General features: G+C 40.9%; 15 protein-coding genes and 3 pseudogenes. 12 read left to right on the top strand and 6 right to left on the bottom strand.

Annotation, left to right across the window (positions count from 1 at the left end; genetic code table 11):
* Positions 1–47 precede the first annotated feature (47 nt).
* On the bottom strand, positions 48–317 hold the full coding sequence (locus NJ959_RS12745; protein WP_254012133.1) for a hypothetical protein: 270 nt from the start codon (positions 315–317) through the stop codon (positions 48–50).
* A 514-nt stretch (positions 318–831) separates the two neighbouring features.
* Here NJ959_RS12745 and NJ959_RS12750 point away from each other — a divergent pair.
* From NJ959_RS12750 to NJ959_RS12775, 6 genes and pseudogenes are all read left to right on the top strand, one after another.
* Positions 832–1,146 (top strand): urease subunit beta, encoded by a 315-nt coding sequence (locus NJ959_RS12750; RefSeq protein ID WP_254012134.1) that lies wholly within the window; start codon positions 832–834, stop codon positions 1,144–1,146.
* A gap of 105 nt (positions 1,147–1,251) precedes the next feature.
* On the top strand, positions 1,252–1,830 hold the full coding sequence (locus NJ959_RS12755) for a Uma2 family endonuclease (protein ID WP_254012135.1): 579 nt from the start codon (positions 1,252–1,254) through the stop codon (positions 1,828–1,830).
* Positions 1,831–2,150: 320 nt separating this feature from the next.
* Positions 2,151–2,318 (top strand): annotated as a pseudogene (locus NJ959_RS12760) (DUF5615 family PIN-like protein); the annotation flags it as partial.
* An 11-nt stretch (positions 2,319–2,329) separates the two neighbouring features.
* Positions 2,330–2,497: a hypothetical protein gene (locus tag NJ959_RS12765; protein WP_254012136.1), complete on the top strand. Its 168-nt coding sequence runs from the start codon at positions 2,330–2,332 to the stop codon at positions 2,495–2,497.
* A 53-nt stretch (positions 2,498–2,550) separates the two neighbouring features.
* Positions 2,551–2,781: an addiction module protein gene (locus NJ959_RS12770; RefSeq protein ID WP_254012137.1), complete on the top strand. Its 231-nt coding sequence runs from the start codon at positions 2,551–2,553 to the stop codon at positions 2,779–2,781.
* Entirely contained in the window at positions 2,778–3,083 is a 306-nt protein-coding gene (locus tag NJ959_RS12775) for a type II toxin-antitoxin system RelE/ParE family toxin (RefSeq protein ID WP_254012138.1), read from the top strand. The genes NJ959_RS12770 and NJ959_RS12775 overlap by 4 nt, the downstream gene beginning before the upstream one ends.
* A 53-nt stretch (positions 3,084–3,136) precedes the next feature.
* Here NJ959_RS12775 and NJ959_RS12780 read toward each other — a convergent pair whose 3' ends face one another.
* From NJ959_RS12780 to NJ959_RS12795, 4 genes are all read right to left on the bottom strand, one after another.
* Entirely contained in the window at positions 3,137–3,307 is a 171-nt protein-coding gene (locus NJ959_RS12780; RefSeq protein WP_254012139.1) for a hypothetical protein, read from the bottom strand.
* Positions 3,308–3,693: 386 nt separating this feature from the next.
* Positions 3,694–4,191, bottom strand: coding sequence for a hypothetical protein (locus NJ959_RS12785; protein WP_254012140.1), 498 nt, complete (start codon positions 4,189–4,191; stop codon positions 3,694–3,696).
* Positions 4,192–4,478: 287 nt separating this feature from the next.
* Positions 4,479–6,227, bottom strand: a complete 1,749-nt coding sequence (locus tag NJ959_RS12790) for an NACHT domain-containing protein (RefSeq protein WP_254012147.1) — start codon at positions 6,225–6,227, stop codon at positions 4,479–4,481.
* Positions 6,228–6,674: 447 nt separating this feature from the next.
* Positions 6,675–7,166 (bottom strand): hypothetical protein, encoded by a 492-nt coding sequence (locus NJ959_RS12795; protein WP_254012141.1) that lies wholly within the window; start codon positions 7,164–7,166, stop codon positions 6,675–6,677.
* 76 nt (positions 7,167–7,242) lie between these two features.
* Between NJ959_RS12795 and NJ959_RS12800 the strand changes: the two are divergent.
* From NJ959_RS12800 to NJ959_RS12820, 5 genes and pseudogenes are all read left to right on the top strand, one after another.
* Positions 7,243–7,544, top strand: a pseudogene (locus tag NJ959_RS12800) (DUF433 domain-containing protein).
* A 124-nt stretch (positions 7,545–7,668) separates the two neighbouring features.
* Positions 7,669–7,920, top strand: coding sequence for a DUF433 domain-containing protein (locus tag NJ959_RS12805; protein ID WP_254012142.1), 252 nt, complete (start codon positions 7,669–7,671; stop codon positions 7,918–7,920).
* Positions 7,904–8,272 (top strand): DUF5615 family PIN-like protein, encoded by a 369-nt coding sequence (locus NJ959_RS12810; protein WP_254012143.1) that lies wholly within the window; start codon positions 7,904–7,906, stop codon positions 8,270–8,272. Before NJ959_RS12805 ends, NJ959_RS12810 begins: the two co-directional genes overlap by 17 nt.
* A 168-nt stretch (positions 8,273–8,440) precedes the next feature.
* A complete protein-coding gene (gene ureC / locus NJ959_RS12815) occupies positions 8,441–10,219 on the top strand; it encodes an urease subunit alpha (protein WP_254012144.1) in 1,779 nt (592 codons plus the stop codon).
* Between the two features lie 659 nt (positions 10,220–10,878).
* Positions 10,879–11,124: pseudogene (locus NJ959_RS12820) on the top strand (RNA-guided endonuclease IscB); the annotation flags it as partial.
* A 142-nt stretch (positions 11,125–11,266) separates the two neighbouring features.
* On the opposite strand, the gene carB reads toward NJ959_RS12820, so the two are convergent.
* The gene (gene carB, locus NJ959_RS12825) at positions 11,267–14,512 is read right to left on the bottom strand and encodes a carbamoyl-phosphate synthase large subunit (RefSeq protein ID WP_254012145.1); all 3,246 of its coding nucleotides are present in this window, start codon (positions 14,510–14,512) and stop codon (positions 11,267–11,269) included.
* Positions 14,513–14,937: 425 nt separating this feature from the next.
* Between carB and NJ959_RS12830 the strand changes: the two genes are divergently transcribed.
* On the top strand, positions 14,938–16,521 hold the full coding sequence (locus tag NJ959_RS12830; RefSeq protein WP_254012146.1) for a mechanosensitive ion channel family protein: 1,584 nt from the start codon (positions 14,938–14,940) through the stop codon (positions 16,519–16,521).
* The last annotated feature ends 307 nt before the right edge of the window (positions 16,522–16,828 follow it).

Genomic DNA, 16,828 nt, shown 5'->3' on the forward strand with positions numbered 1-16,828 from the left:
AGTGGGGAATAGGGAGTTTTAACTCAAAACTCAAAACTCTCTAACCTCTAACTTGCCACTTGCTTGAGGAGGGCAACCCACATATCTGGGGGTGCAGGGTAGTAGTTGATTTTATCAACTTTATATTGCTCAGACTGATAGTCGTCTTGCAAAATGAGGTAGTCCCCTGCTTGGATTCCTTCCCCAACTCCCGTCATGTAAGCCATGATTCCTCCATCCTTCGGTGCAAAGACGTGATCGTGGGCTTCTTCAGACTTTCTATAATAATGAGTCTGAGTATGTTTCGCTGCTTTGTATTGTAAAGATGATATAAGCATAGATCAAAAAGTGGTATTTATGTGGTAGATAGCATGAGCCAAGATTTGGCTGATTTCGGATCAATGACATTTGCCTGTCTGTTTTTGATCTCAATGTTTATTGTTAACTGTTCTCTTGGTTTACCGTCTAAGCATAATGGCTGATTTTATATCAGCATAATGGCTGAAAGTGCGTAATTTTACGGTTGCGGATCTGGCTAATCTAAAATAAGTATTAACAAAGTTGATTTAGATAATATAAAAATGTAAAATTAAATAATTTGTGTCTGTAATAAAATCCGTTCTAGTGACTCAGTAAGTTTACTGAAGCTGACCTGACCAGATACTGATAATGTAAAGAAAAAATAATTTATTTAGATGAATGTTAAGGTATGTTTTAATAAAACTTAGCATAGTTCGGGACAATTATGTGGATAGCAATGAGCTATGCTGGTTTGCGATCGCGGACTGTGGCTGGAAGAAGCTCTCAGACTGGACACTCATCGCATTTTGACTCATTCAAAAGGAGTAAAGTATGATTCCAGGGGAAATGATTGTTGAAGATGGAGAGATTGAACTGAATGTGGGTCGTCCTACACTACTATTGCAGGTGGCGAATACAGGGGATCGCCCGATTCAGGTTGGTTCTCATTTCCATTTCTATGAGGTGAATGACGCATTGGAGTTTGACAGGGAACAAACTAAGGGAATGCGGTTAAATATTCCGGCGGGCACAGCAGTAAGATTTGAACCTGGAGATGAACGGGAAGTTGAGTTAGTGCCGTTTGTGGGTGAGCGTAAAATTTATGGGTTTAATGGCAGAATTAATGGATTAGTCGTTGGTGATTAGTCATTGGTCATTAGTCAGATGACGTGGTGCATGAGGATTAATGCAATAACCCAACCGACAAGATTAGGCGATCGCACTATAATTTTTTAGGGCAGATTATTCATTATGACTATTAGTCAATATCACTCCTATCTTTCTCCAGAAGACTACCTAGAAGCCGAAAAAGATAGTCCCATCAAACATGAATACATTCAAGGGCAAATCTATGGCATGGCAGGAGCCAGTGATGCTCATGTTACCATCACAGCTAACGTAGTTGCTTTGCTGAGGAATCATGTCCGGGGCAGTGGCTGTCGCATTTATGTGACAGATATGAAGGCAAGAATTGAATCTCTCAATATCTTTTACTACCCCGATGTGATGGTTACTTGCGATGCACGGGATAGGAACTTTGACTACTTCAAACGCTACCCTTGCTTAATTATTGAGGTACTTTCTGATAAAACTGAAGGATTCGATCGAGGAGATAAATTCACAGACTATAGTGAGTTAGAAACCCTACAAGAATATATCCTGATTAGTCAAAAACGGATGCGGGTAGAATGTTTTCGCCGTAACTCAGAAGGGCAATGGGTACTCTATCGTTACAATGAAGGCGATGAATTCCATCTGAATAGTATTGGGTTTCACTGCCAAGTTGAGGTATTGTATGAAGATGTTTCCTTTAGTCCTGCTGAAGATTAATTTAGATTGTAGAAACTCAGATTCCGGTTTGGCTATTGGTTAGCCTGGACTAGCAAGGGGCAAGTGAAGGGGAGCATCCCGATTTGGAAGAAATGGAGATTGTATTCTTGCTCCCCCCTTTGACAAGGGGGGCAGGGGGGGTAAAAACTTTGTCAAAAAACGAGTATCTTTGCCAAAGTGGGATGCTCCCCAAGTGAAGCCTATTTGTGAGAAGATTACCCGATGCTAACCGCTGCTGATTTGGTAAATACATGGCTGTATGCAGAGGCTGATCCTGAAGAGATTGAAAAGGCAATTGCGCGGTAGGAGGGAGCTTAATCGTGGTATCGCTTTATGCCGATGAGGGATTTCCCAAGGTGGTTACGGGGCTACTGCGTCAATTTGGTCACGATGTCCTGACGGTACAAGAAGCAGGGCAAGCCAATCAGCGAATTCCTGATAACCAAGTGCTTGCATTTGCGACGATTCAGGGGCGGGCAGTACTGACAACCTGAGAGAAGTGGATGAGTTGAAGCGCGATCGCTCTTTTGCCCACGCTATGTTTCATGGCGATCGCGCTAATGGATGTTGGGTAACATACGTCAGCCTAACCTACGGCGAGAGGCGATCGCTCTGTTGTAAGGTTATTTGGGTTTTTGGATGCGATCGCAATTTACCTGTAAAGTAGTTACGATCGGATAGTTGAGCCTATAATTAGAATTGTTGGGGAGACTTCAAAGCATGAGTAAAACTGCGGAAAAACTTAAACTCGAACTTTCTCAGCTTTCTGCAAAAGAGCGTGCTGAAATTGCCTACTTTTTAATTCATTCTCTTGATGAGGGTATAGATGATAATCTAGAAACTGCTTGGGATAAGGAATTAACCCAACGGTTGCAGGATATTAATCGCAAAACAGCTATTGGAGAACCATTATCTCAAGTTTTTTCTGAGTTACGAGAAAAGTATTCGTGAAGTTTATTATTATCCACACCGAAGCTCGAAAGGAGCTTGATGCTGCAATAGCTTACTATGAAGCTCAAAAAGTAGGCTTGGGACTAGATTTACTGTCTGAAGTGGAAAAAGTTCTTCTTAAAATTCAGCAAAACCCCAATTTAGGAACCCCACACAAGATTGAAGGAATACGTCGTTATGCTATTCAGCGTTTTCCCTATCTGATTTTTTATACGGAGCTTGAAGAAGTGATTTGGGTTATTGCGATTGCCCATGGTAGGCGCAAGCCGAATTACTGGAAACAAAGAAATATTGAAATTTAATGAAAATAAGAGTAATCAAGTTTTCCAGTTGTGCGATCGCAGCTTACCAAGTGCTAAAATTTTATCCATAAAGGATTTCCACTGGGTACACCGGGAATTGGAATCGGAATTTTGGGCAGATTGAACAAACCCGCAATTTTTTGTTCGTCCTTCTGAACAATACTGAAATCCTGAGAAGTCTCAACAGCACTACTAGGTGGTGCAGCAGCATCGAATAATTTCATTGATAGTATGATGAGATACACCTAGTACTTCAGCAAACCTTTCTTGATTCATTTCTAGATCTTCAAGCACATCAGCGATAACTTCACCAGGATGGACTGGTCTTATTTACTTTTCTTGAATAAACTTTTGTAAGTCTGTCATGAAATCTCCTTATTTGCGCTTCGCTGCGGCCGTTGGCAATCGCACTGACGAGTCTCATACGGCACCATGAACTTCCACGTCCGACAGTCTATGATGGCATACTTATCATGGATTCACTCTCTTCCGAAAAGGCACAGGCAATTCAGATTTTGGCAGCTTGACAATTTGCCATGAACAAACAATAAAATACCCCTAACTTGTGAGAAAGGGGTAAGATAAAATTAGTGATTTTGGATTCACTTGCTTATCTCAACTTTATAGATTTTTTGCTCAATAAAGATGGGCTAAATTGGATTGTTGAGCGAGGATTTTGGTTGTTCTTGCTAAACTGGATTGTTGAGCGAGGATTTTGGTTGTCCTTGTTGTTTGAATTGAGGTAGCTAGAAGCTGTCACACCTCCCACAATTGTAATTCCAGCAGGAGGAACAATCCGAGCAATGTTTTGACGTACATCATCTTGTGTTTGTCCATTGCTGGAGAAATCGGGTAATTTGCTAGACTCTGGTGGAGCAATTGGCGCAGAAAGAGTGTTTAGTAAAGATTGTTTTCCAATCTCTGTCAAGATAGTTTTAGTTGGCTTTCGATCTAATAATCGCGCCGCATCATCACTCTTCTGAAAAAACTGGCTAACAGATTGCCCAAAACGTATGATTTTGCTTGGGGAATAGGACCACGCTGGTGCTGAAGTCCCTACCACTAATGTTGTTGCCAGAATGGGTAGGGAATATTTGTACATCTTCATTTGCTTACTCCTTATGGCTGAATATTTTTTTTAATGGAGAAATTTACCCTGGTATTAAGTTAGTCGAATTTAGCCTTTCCTGGAATTGTAGCATAAAAAATCTGGTGTGTGTTTTTTTCAAATTTACAAAAAAATAATTGTGAAATGTCAATACTGATGCGGCTGATGTGCCTGCCCATTTGCTCCTACCACTTCATACTGCTATCCTTCACCAAGCTAACGCTAATGCGAAGGCACTATCCACTCCGATTCTCTCCTACAGCAAAATATTAACTTGGACAAGAGGTTTATTGTACTTTGTTTTGATAACGGGGTAGTTGAGTCGCGAAGTGATCTCTTAGTAAATCGTGCATGAATTGATAGCTACCACCAATTCCCTGAAGAAAACCCTTTTGGGTTGCATAATCCAAGAAAAGAGTAAAGTTCCAGGGTAAACCATTCCAGCGGAGAATCAAGCGAAGAATGAAGTGCTGAATACAAGTTATCCCACCCATGAATAAACCACTCATTAGTCCCACGATTATCCCAAGAATTGCATCGACTTTTAACAGATTGAGCAATCCATCAATTCTTAGGTCGATCAATATACCGATCAATATACCGATCAATGTGCTAATCAGTCCAAGACAGAATCCAAATATGACAGCGTTTTTGCAAGATTTTATGATTCCTTGGTTGGCATAGGTTTTTCTTGGTCTTTCAACTCCCGTAAATCCAGTTGGCAGACTCACTATCGTTGCCACAATCGCCGTAATTAAGGTAACCTTCAATCCGGCAACAATTCCGTTGTTTATCCAATTCACTACTCCCAAACATAATGCAGCGAATAAACTAATTATCCATACCCATTTTACTTGCCTAAAAGACCAATTTGTCCAAGTGAAACTCTCAACGATTGAGATGCTTGGATTCTGGGCAATGCTCAGGACAATAATCGCAGATACCAGGTAATAAACAAAGGTTAAATTGAAGATATGAATATGATTGAGGAGAATACTAATTATGAATGAAAATAATGAGAGAATCAGAGCTACACCAATATAATAGATTATGCGATATTTTGGTAACCAATCCGGTTGTATTTCTTCAATTAAGAATTCTTTTTGATTGCGTCTTTTCAAGTTTTGAGCTAACCAGATGAGCCAACGAGTAGTATCGATATTTCTATCCCTATCTCTCACAGGGATGTCTTCGTGAGGCAGCTTGATAGTGATGTACTGATTAAATAAATAAGGCTGAAGTTTTGCAGAGGAGTTGAACTGATTCAGTTCACGATCTGAAATTTTGGTATAGACTTCAATGGCAATAGATAACATTAGGGGAGTACAGAGTAGTTTTAATAGATGTCCGCGATCTTTAATAATTTGCCATATACGATCGAGTTTCATATATTTCAGGCGATTGTGTATTTGCTGAACTGTTAATTCTTGCAACTCAATAGCTTGGAAGAAATTGAGTCTAGAATAGTCGTTATTTCTAATTAAGCTTTCGTACTCTTCAATGCGGCAACATACTACTAAATATTGTGGTGGGTTGATTTCTTCGAGAAGTTTATTAATTGCGAGAACACAATCCTGCTGATATTCAGGTTTCACCTCATCCAGTCCATCTAATAATGGCAATATTTTACGTTCTCCAAACCAATTTATAAAAAGTTGCTTTTCTAACTTATATTTATGACTAAGTTTCTCTACTAACCACTCACGCATGGATTGCTTGTCTTTTTTCCAGGAACATAAATCAACAACTACAGGAATTGGCTTGTTTTCATCTGCCTTTGCTTCTTTAATCAACTCTTGAGTAAGTTCATATAAAGTAATAGTTTTGCCAGAACCAGGCTCGCCAACAATCACTAATTTTCGATAAGCCCCATCTTTGTAGTTGAATATATCGAAAATATTGTAATCTGGATCTGTAATTGGTTCCTTTCTAAGATCAGTATGCTTAACTAAAGATTCGTGCAGATTCTTTTTTAAGATAATTAGTTCACCATGGTAGGGAAATACATTTAATTTTTTATTAACTTCATCCTGCACTAATTGCAATAGATCTTGCTTTGGTTTCTCATCTGATAAACAGGGTGAAACTGGTGAATTTATTGTAATATTTATTGCAATAAAATTTATTATAAATTTTATTGCACCGATAGGAGATTTTATGAATATAATCCCAATCTTTCCGATATAGTCGGCTATCTTCTTAATCATATTCTTAAATTAATCCTAGATATTGTTTGAAGTATACCGCCCGGTAATTAAGTTCCGTGCTAATACCTGAAGTCCATTCTCAGTAACCTGCCAAATCAGCCGTAGAATTAATTCTACGGCTAATAGCTCAAGTCCATTTTAATGGACTTAAATTATCATGCCAGTCAGTTTTAACTGACTTCAGCTATTAGACAGTGGTTTTAACCACTGTCGGGCTGTCGGGCGATCGCAAATCCTGCGAATTATCAGTTAAAGTGACTAAAAATATTCATGATTTTAGTTCGATAAGTCAATATCGCCAATAGTCCAAGTGTTGATACGAGATCCCTGAATTACAGTCCCAATCTTGCCGATTGTTTCCGCTATCTTCGTCGAATTACGATTGCTTGAGTTCTGATTTCGTCGTTCCTCTACTGCTTTTCTCAAATCTTTGACTGCTTCCTTGATATGATCGTTTTCCTTTTGCGCATCTTCTACCTTAGCCGCTAAATCTAGTAAAGCCGCTTTAATCTCTGGATCTTGTTTAGCCGCTAATTCCACCATTTCTACCAAAATGGCTTCACCAAAATCCTCTGTTGGCGGAAAACTTGGTTTTTCAGCCGCAGCTTCTATTTCATTTACAGCATCAGTAGAGTCGTTTTTACTCAACTGCATTATTTTGTTGCCTTTCTCAAAAGCTTTAGTTACAATGATTTCACCTGTCTTTTCAAAGGTTTTGTTTAACAGGAGAGTGACAAGCGCAATCGCGCCAGCAGTTAATGGCTCCATAGACTTAATTTAGGTTACTGAATTTACTCGATAATCACTCTTCCTTAAGTCGCCCAACTAAAACCGGAAATTTCTCATGGGAAGAATAATACAAGGCTGGAGATGTAATACAGAAAAAGCACAGGCAATTCAGATTTTGGCGGCGAGTCTCAGCAATGGTTGGGTTGACATTGAGAAAACACCGGGCGTGATGGGGGCGATGCCTGTATTCGACAAACTCAGATTCCGGTTTGGCTATTGGTTAGCCTGGACTAGCAAGGGGCAAGTGAAGCCTATTTGTGAGAAGATTACCCGACGCTAACCGCTGCTGATTTGGTAAATACATGGCTGTATGCAGAGGCTGATCCTGAAGAGATTGAAAAGGCGATTGCGCGGTAGGAGGGAGCTTAATCGTGGTATCGCATCCTGATTCGGTAGTACAAATTAGCGATGCCGAAGGTAAGGGAAGCGATCGCGCCCGACCGAGTGCTAAAATTTGATTGACTCGATTCAGTGAGCTGTTATGAAAATCCAACAAATTATCGATCGTCAAGGGATTGTACATACTAATCCAGAAATTATGAGCGGAGTTCCCGTTTTTGTTGGCACACGGGTTCCCTTACAAACCTTTTTTGATTATCTAGAAGGTGAATCGGGTTTAGCTGAGTTTTTGGAAGACTTTCCCCATCTGAAAACACCAGCATTGCAAGTTTTGGAAGCGATCGCAAAAGCAATGCTAGATGAGGAGCGAATAGCTAATGCTCATTCTGCTTGATGAAAACCTACTCAGCAAAAAACTGAAACAACCGTTCCTAGCTGTAGGACACGCAGTGCAGAATGTGGAAGATATGGGCTGGCGTGGCACAAAAGATCGAGATCTTTTAGCCCTAGCAAATGTATTTCCGTTCGATGTGTTCATCACATCTGACAAAAACTTACCCTACGAGCAAAATGTGCAAAATTTAGCGTTGCGGGTTGTAGTACTGAATGCCAAGAGTACCCGTCCCGATCGTCTACTGCCCCTAATTGTGCAAATGATCCCGCTGCTGCAATCCTTACTTCCTGGCTCCATAACTTTGATTGATGATGCAGGTGATATAACTCCTTTTAACTTAAGTAATCGTTGACTTTTATTAATTAACTAAGGTTAAGTTAACTTAGAAACCAGAGCCGTCGGTGTAAGCACAAAATTGGAATTCATAAAGTTCGCTCTATCCAAAATATCCCTTTAATGATAACTTCAAATTATTCTAAATTGCTAGTAGAATAACTACAATAATTATTGAGGAGCAACCATGAGTTACAGAATGAATCGCCGCGCCTACGCGGAAACCTACGGACCAACAGTCGGAGATCGCATCCGTCTTGCCGATACCGAATTATTCATTGAAGTGGAACGGGATTACACTACCTACGGCGATGAGGTAAAATTCGGTGGTGGTAAGGTAATTCGCGATGGCATGGGACAATCTCCTATCTCTAATGCCGATGGTGCGGTGGATACGGTAATTACTAATGCTTTAATTCTCGATTGGTGGGGTATCGTTAAAGCCGATATTGGGATTAAAGAGGGAAAGATTTTTAAAATAGGTAAGGCGGGGAATCCTTATATTCAAGATAATATTGATATTATTATTGGTCCCGGTACTGAGGTAATCGCAGGGGAAGGACATATTGTTACGGCTGGGGGAATTGATACTCACATTCACTTTATTTGTCCGCAACAGATAGAAGTTGCGATCGCATCTGGTATTACTACTATGATTGGTGGCGGTACAGGACCAGCTACAGGTACGAATGCTACCACATGTACTCCCGGTCCTTGGCATATTTACCGGATGTTACAAGCTGCCGATGCTTTTCCAGTCAATTTAGGTTTTTTAGGTAAAGGTAATAGCAGTCAACCCCAAGGATTAGAGGAACAAGTATTAGCTGGGGCGATGGGGTTGAAGTTACATGAAGATTGGGGTACGACTCCAGCAACTATTGATACGTGTTTGAGTGTAGCCGATAAATATGATGTCCAGGTGGCAATTCATACCGATACTTTGAATGAAGCTGGGTTTGTGGAAGCTACTATTGCTGCTTTTAAAGATCGCACTATTCATACTTACCATACTGAAGGTGCTGGTGGGGGACATGCACCGGATATTATTAAAGTTTGTGGGGAAGGAAATGTTTTACCTTCTTCCACAAATCCCACTCGTCCTTATACTGTTAATACTTTAGAAGAACATCTGGATATGTTGATGGTTTGCCATCATTTAGATCGAGGCATTCCCGAAGATGTCGCCTTTGCTGAGTCGCGGATTCGCCGGGAAACTATTGCGGCTGAAGATATCTTGCACGATTTGGGTGCATTTAGTATGATTTCCTCTGATTCTCAAGCAATGGGAAGAGTAGGGGAAGTAATTATTCGCACTTGGCAAACCGCACATAAAATGAAAGTCCAGCGGGGAAACCTAACCCCCCAGCCTCCCTTCAACAGCAGCAGGGTAGATAAGGGGGAGTCAGACTCCTCTCGCCTTGGAGGAGAGGGTTTGGAGGAGAGGTCAGATAATTTTCGCGCCAAACGATATATTGCAAAATATACAATTAACCCAGCCATTACTCATGGGATTGCTGACTATGTAGGTTCGATAGAAGTTGGGAAATTAGCAGATTTATGTTTGTGGAAACCTGGATTTTTCGGAGTCAAACCAGAGATAGTAATTAAAGGAGGCGCGATCGCATTTTCCCAAATGGGTGATGCTAATGCTAGTATTCCTACACCTCAACCTGTCCATAGCCGTCCCATGTTTGGCAGTTTTGGTGGCACAATTGCCGCAACATCGTTTACTTTTGTTTCTCAAGCGGCTTTAGAGAGAGGCATTCCTCAGCAACTTGGCTTGCAAAAAACTGCGATCGCGGTTTCTAATACCCGAAATTTGAGTAAGCGGGATATGAAACTGAATGATGCCTTACCTCGAATGGAGGTTGATTCGGAAACATATCAAGTGAGGGCGGATGGAGAGTTGTTAATTTGCGAGCCTGCGATAGTTTTACCGATGGCGCAGCGGTACTTTTTGTTTTAAAATATAGCGATACTAAATTATTTGTAATATTCTCATTGGATAGAGACGTTACATGTAACGTCTCTAGTTGCGTAAGTGTGTTGAAAATAAAAACGATCGCTATCTTCAACGGGTGTAGTTGTCGGCTGAAGTAGAAATTACTCTTTTCGCGCCGGAAGAATAACTATTGAAGAAACCACTAAGACACTAAGACACAAAGGAAGAGATATATAATCTTCTACCGCAAAGGGAGTAAATAAATAACCTCGGATCAACGTAAACTACCCTAAAGCCTTAGTTTCTGCAAGGCTTATATAGAGATTAGAAAACCTTGAAATGGTTTACAATAGTGTGCCAATTCCCCCAAAGGTTATTAGCCCCCCTTTGGATTATTGTACCACGATCGCTGAAACGACGCAATCTCGTTAGTAATTGAGAATTAATATCAATAAAGTTAACGAAGTTAAGGCACTTTCAGGCTTCGATCGTTTGTTAAGTTATGTGACGAACATTCTTTTGAGGGTGAGGGGTTGGGGGTAAGGGTAAAAGTCTCTAGTTTGGAGTGGGATACCCAGACTTGGAGGCTGCTATAATATAGAACTTCTCAAATAAGTGGAACATACCCACCAATCAACTCTATTCTTTGCGTACCTACTCTACGAGAAGCCGCTGCGCGTCTATCTGATAAATTTGGGTTCCCTAGTCGCTATGTTCCTAGGAATAAAATTCACTTTGGTTTTCAAACTGGAGATATTGTTAAAGCAGTAGTTACTAAGGGCAAAAAAGTAGGTAGATATCTAGGTAGAATTGCTACTCGTTCAAGTGGCAGCTTTAATATTTCAACCAAAAAAGGATTAGTCCAGGGAATTAGTCACAAATACTGCAAACACATTCACAAAAAGGATGGTTATGGATATATTGCGTAGATTATGCCCCCCGTTTCCTCTCACCACCAAACTGAGTACAGTTATGGTGGGAGTCACTCGCGGGGAAGAGAGATGAAAAGGCGATCGCAAAATAACCAACAACCAACAACAAATAACCAACAACCAATAACCAACAACCATTCTACAGATAATCTTGCAAAGCCTTCACATCCAAAGGTTGAGACTGCAAGGAACGAATTGCGGCTGCTGTCGCCTTTGCACCTGCAATTGTGGTAATAATGGGAATTTTATAACCCAAAGCAGTACGGCGAATCAAACGACCATCAGCTTGGGCATCTTCTCCTGATGGTGTGTTGATAATGAGTTGCACTTTCTTGTTTTTAATCCAGTCTAAAACGTGAGGACGACCTTCATGAAGTTTCAGGACTAATTCTACATTCAATCCTTCTGCTTTGAGGGCTTTTCTCGTCCCTTCTGTAGCTACGACATGGAAGCCTAATTCCATTAAATCTTGTATTACTCGCACCACATTGGCTTTATCGCGATCGTTAGTTGAAACAAACACCGTTCCTGATAGTGGCAAACGCTGTCCGGCGGCTAATTCTGCCTTGGCGAATGCTTTACCAAAGTCGGTATCAATCCCCATGACTTCACCAGTTGAACGCATTTCTGGTCCTAAAATTACGTCAGTACCGGGGAATTTCTCAAAAGGCAAAACCGCTTCTTTTACCGCAACATGTTTAATTGTCGGTTCCTCTGTTAAACCCAAAGATACTAGTGTCTCGCCGGACATAATTAGGGAGGCTAATTTTGCCAAAGGTACACCTGTTGCTTTGGAGACATAAGGAATAGTGCGGGATGCCCTGGGATTGGCTTCTAAAATATAAACAGTTTCCCCTTGTACGGCAAACTGAATATTCATTAACCCGATAACTTTTAGGGCAGTTGCTAACTGATGTGTCCAAGTGCGAATTGTTTCTAGGGCACTATCGGTGAGAGAGGTATGGGGTAAAGAACAAGCAGAATCACCGGAGTGAATCCCGGCTTGTTCAATATGTTCCATGATGCCGCCGATTACCACCTTCCCTGTACTATCTGCGATCGCATCCACATCGACTTCTACTGCATTTTCCAGAAACTTATCAATTAAGATAGGATGATCTGGCTCTACCTGGACGGCAAATTTCATGTACCGTTCCAATTCTGTGTCGGAATAGACAATTTCCATTGCCCTTCCTCCTAACACATAAGAGGGACGTACCACAACCGGATAGCTAATCCGCTTGGCAACTTCTACTGCCTCTCGATAACTCCAAGCAATCCCATTTGGTGGTTGTTTGATATCGAGTTGCCGTAATATCTTCTCAAACTTCTCCCGATTTTCGGCAATATCAATTGACTCAGGAGAAGTACCCCAAATTTTTGTCGTTACTCCTGTGTCATTTGCTAGTGAAGAATTCAAAAACTCTTCCAATGGCAAGGCAAGTTTCAGCGGAGTTTGACCGCCAAACTGGATAATAATTCCTTCTGGGTTTTCCGTCTCAATAATATTGAGAACATCTTCCTTGGTAAGGGGTTCAAAATACAACCGATCGCTGGTATCGTAATCGGTAGATACTGTCTCTGGGTTTGAGTTGACCATAATTGTCTCAAACCCCTGTTTTGAAAGGGCATAAGCTGCATGACAGCAACAATAGTCAAACTCAATCCCTTGTCCAATTCGATTTGGTCCACCACCTAAAATCATTACTTTCCGTTTATCGGAAGGAATGACTTCCGTTTCTTCTTCGTAAGTGGAATAGTAATAGGGGGTAAAGGCTTCAAATTCTGCGGCACAGGTATCGACTACTTTATAGACGGGGACGATACCTAGTCCTTTACGATAAGCGCGAACTTCGTCTTCTTTGGTTTTAGTCGCGAAGGCAATTTGGCGATCGCTAAATCCCATCCGCTTGACATCATAAACTTGCTCTTTTGTCAAGCTCTTTAATGGTGTCCGCTTGAGTAATTTTTCGGTTTCTAACAATTCCTCGAATTTGTTTAAAAACCAGGGATCGATCCCAGTAAGTTCGTAAACTTCTTCTGTCGTCATTCCTAGTTGTAAGGCGTGATGGACAGTAAAAATACGTTCGGGATTAGGTGTCCGTAAACCGGAACGGACTTGTTCTAGAGATGGCAGTTTCTCATTGCGATCGCATCCCCAACCAAAACGTCCGGTTTCCAAGGAACGGAGGGCTTTTTGGAAAGATTCGTGAAAGGTACGTCCAATCGCCATTGCTTCCCCAACGGATTTCATTTGGGTAGTGAGAATTGGGGATGAACCTGGGAATTTTTCAAAGGCGAATCGGGGTATTTTGGTAACTACATAATCGATTGTTGGTTCAAAGGATGCGGGAGTTTTCTTAGTGATATCGTTGGGAATTTCATCCAAAGTATATCCCACTGCTAATTTAGCGGCAAACTTGGCAATGGGGAAGCCTGTTGCTTTGGAGGCGAGGGCGGAGCTACGAGAAACGCGGGGGTTCATTTCAATCACAATTACTTCCCCAGTAACTGGATTAACGGCAAATTGAATATTAGAACCGCCAGTTTCTACCCCAATCTCGCGGATAATTTTAATTGAGTAATCCCGCAACCGTTGATATTCTTTATCGGTGAGAGTTTGGGCAGGGGCAACGGTAATAGAATCTCCCGTATGGACACCCATCGGATCGATATTTTCAATGGAACAGATAATTACGACATTATCAGCTAAGTCGCGCATTACCTCAAGTTCGTATTCTTTCCAGCCGAGGAGAGATTGCTCTACTAGAATTTGCGATACTGGGGAAGCATCGATACCTCCCTGGGCCATTTCTTCGTATTCTTCTTGGTTGTAAGAAATACCGCCACCAGTACCACCCATGGTAAAAGCAGGGCGAATAATTAGAGGATAACTACCGATTTGTTGGGCGATGACTTTGGCTTCGTCCAAAGTGTTAGCAATTCCTGACGGACAAACCGCTACGCCAATCCGCGCCATGGCTTCTTTGAATAGTAGTCGATCTTCAGCCATTTCAATGGCTGGGAGTTTCGCCCCAATCAATTCCACACCGTACTTTTCCAATACGCCATTTTTAGCTAAGGCGACGGCGAGGTTAAGGGCAGTTTGTCCTCCCATTGTTGGTAAAAGGGCATCTGGTCGTTCTTTGGCAATTACCTTTTCGACAATTTCTGGAGTGAGTGGTTCAATGTAAGTGCGATCGGCGGTTTCCGGATCGGTCATGATGGTAGCTGGGTTAGAGTTCACCAGTACCACCTCGTAGCCTTCCTGACGGAGGGCTTTGCACGCTTGAGTTCCAGAGTAATCGAATTCGCAAGCTTGTCCGATTACGATAGGACCGGAACCTAAAATCAAGATTTTGTGGAGATCGTCGCGACGGGGCATAATTGTAGCGTGACAGTTTTATAGTCCAGATTATTGTAATAGTCTCACGACCATTGTTGGTAGTTGTTTTATCCAACTGGTTGTGAATTCATGGATTTTCAGGGTAGGGGATTTCCCTTTTTCCCATTCCCCCTTAAGAATTCCCTTTCAATTGACGGGTAGAGGGACTGTTTTAAGGGATTAGTTTTTCTGAATTCGCCAATAATATCTTCAAATACTTGGCTCTTTAAGCATATCACCGATCTCTGGCTCGAGCTACCTTCTCTAAAAGTCGCTTTTTATACAGACATAAATGCGATATATTGCATTTATATCTATCTTGTAGTATTATTACTCAGTAAATATTGGGGGCTATTTCTTGACTTCCATGGTGCTGAGACTTTTCAATGCAGTAACTTCATACAAAATTGTCAATCTTGGTAAATATGAATATCTCAAATAACATATTAATTATCGGAGGAGAAATTGGTATTATTCTCTTGGGTTTATTAATTATTAACTGGCTAAGTTATATCGGATTAAAGCTAATTAGTAAAGCAGCTTGGATAAAAGGTCATAGCGATCGTATCCTATCAATCTACCGATTTATCAGGAGATGTTTAATCGGGATCGGATTCCTGAGCTGCCTGAGTGTAATTGGTGTAAATGGAATATTGATTTATCAAGGAAAAAACCTCTCCCAGGTTCACTTAGAATTACTGCGCCGCATTCCCATTCAATTTTGGGTAACTCTAGCTACTGCGTTGCTAAAAAGTGTTTCCCTCTTCATGATCGTAAAGTTAAGTTTACCCAGCCTCAATCGTGGGCTAGATAAAATCTGCGATCCTCTTGTGAAATTGGAGCAATTATCTGAGTATCAGGAGGATGTTCATAGTGCATTTAAACGAGTTAAAAATATTTTAAACAATAGTATTTGGCTCGGCACCGCTATCTTAGCCATTAGTTTTTTCCAAGTATCAGCCATTATTATCGAATATCTGTTTATCGGATTACAAGTTTATCTCACAGTTGCATTTGGATTAGTCTTTGTCGGAATCTCTTCAGTATCAATCGATATCCTGAATACCATTATTTTAAATTACGCCACTGCTAAAGACAAATTAACATTATACCATCGCTTCTCCCATCTATGGCCAGTCTTTAAAAAATGTTTGAATGGTGTCATTTATATAGCGATAGTAGCTCTCCTTGCTCAAGAAATAAAGTTAGCTTGGCTGACTAATTATAGTAACAAAATAATTTCAATTGTTGCGATCTTATTGATCAGTAGTCTGATCATTGAAGTCGTAGAAATTGTACTAGAAGAATTACTTATAGGCGATAAAAACTTAACAGAATTCCAGAAAAAAAGACGCTTAACTCTCCATCCTTTACTACGGAATAGTCTCAAATACTTCGTGTACTTCAGTGTGGGAGTAGCCATACTCAAAATCTTCGGTATCGATCCTACAGCTATCTTAGCAGGTGCAGGTATCGTAGGTATCGCAGTTGGCCTTGGGGCACAGAATCTAATCAATGACATAGTTTGCGGATTTTTAATCCTGTTTGAAAACTATTACTTAGTGGGTGACTATATCAAATTTAGTGGCACGGATGAAGAATCTTTGGAAGGGATTGTTGAGGCGATTGAATTAAGGACTACCCAACTCCGGCATCCCGATGGTCAATTACAGATTGTCCGTAATGGAAATATTAACTCAATTATTAACTACTCCAAAGAATATGTCTATGCCAAGGTAGAAATTAGCATACCTTATGATTCCAACTTGGATATGATATACGAGATGCTTGAGAAAGTGGGAAAGCAGTTAAAGATGGAATCGCCAGATATCCTCGAAGTAACCCAGGTAGACGGATTAGAAGAATTTGGCAAGACTAGTCTATTGATTCGTACTATCACAAAAGTAAAGCCAGGAAAACACATCGAACTCCAGCGGCTTCTCCGTCGGATGTTTAAGGAGACTTTTGATGCGCAAAAAATTAGAATTGCTAGTGATGATGATGATTAATATCGTTCATTGCTAATAGATAATAGATTGTTCACTGATATCCTCTTGACTGAAATAGTGACGAGACAATTCCCATTCAGGTATTGCTTGTTTGCCTCTAAGCTCAACTAACCCCATACTGATAACTTCCACGCCTTTCAATCAGCTAAGGTAGGCATGACACATGCCGACAAAGAACAATTGGCTCTCAGCCCCTTGTTGAGAATGGTGCAAGCGATCGGGAAGACCCATATTCACTGAAATATAGATTAAGATCGAATAGGAAGCAACAGCCAAACCCTGATTTATTCCCCACTCCCCACTCCCC

Origin of the sequence: Limnofasciculus baicalensis BBK-W-15, from assembly GCF_024178385.1 — a bacterium.
Classification (GTDB): Bacteria; Cyanobacteriota; Cyanobacteriia; order Cyanobacteriales; family Coleofasciculaceae; genus Limnofasciculus; species Limnofasciculus baicalensis.

What these genes read in the sequence shown, in the direction of transcription:
- NJ959_RS12780 (WP_254012139.1), bottom strand. Translation starts at nt 3,307, where the DNA reads ATGAAATTATTCGATGCTGCTGCACCACCTAGTAGTGCTGTTGAGACT.
- NJ959_RS12805 (WP_254012142.1), top strand. Translation starts at nt 7,669, where the DNA reads ATGAAAATCCAACAAATTATCGATCGTCAAGGGATTGTACATACTAAT.
- NJ959_RS12830 (WP_254012146.1), top strand. Translation starts at nt 14,938, where the DNA reads ATGAATATCTCAAATAACATATTAATTATCGGAGGAGAAATTGGTATT.
- NJ959_RS12755 (WP_254012135.1), top strand. Translation starts at nt 1,252, where the DNA reads ATGACTATTAGTCAATATCACTCCTATCTTTCTCCAGAAGACTACCTA.
- NJ959_RS12750 (WP_254012134.1), top strand. Translation starts at nt 832, where the DNA reads ATGATTCCAGGGGAAATGATTGTTGAAGATGGAGAGATTGAACTGAAT.
- carB (WP_254012145.1), bottom strand. Translation starts at nt 14,512, where the DNA reads ATGCCCCGTCGCGACGATCTCCACAAAATCTTGATTTTAGGTTCCGGT.
- NJ959_RS12810 (WP_254012143.1), top strand. Translation starts at nt 7,904, where the DNA reads ATGCTCATTCTGCTTGATGAAAACCTACTCAGCAAAAAACTGAAACAA.
- NJ959_RS12785 (WP_254012140.1), bottom strand. Translation starts at nt 4,191, where the DNA reads ATGAAGATGTACAAATATTCCCTACCCATTCTGGCAACAACATTAGTG.
- NJ959_RS12745 (WP_254012133.1), bottom strand. Translation starts at nt 317, where the DNA reads ATGCTTATATCATCTTTACAATACAAAGCAGCGAAACATACTCAGACT.
- ureC (WP_254012144.1), top strand. Translation starts at nt 8,441, where the DNA reads ATGAGTTACAGAATGAATCGCCGCGCCTACGCGGAAACCTACGGACCA.
- NJ959_RS12795 (WP_254012141.1), bottom strand. Translation starts at nt 7,166, where the DNA reads ATGGAGCCATTAACTGCTGGCGCGATTGCGCTTGTCACTCTCCTGTTA.
- NJ959_RS12770 (WP_254012137.1), top strand. Translation starts at nt 2,551, where the DNA reads ATGAGTAAAACTGCGGAAAAACTTAAACTCGAACTTTCTCAGCTTTCT.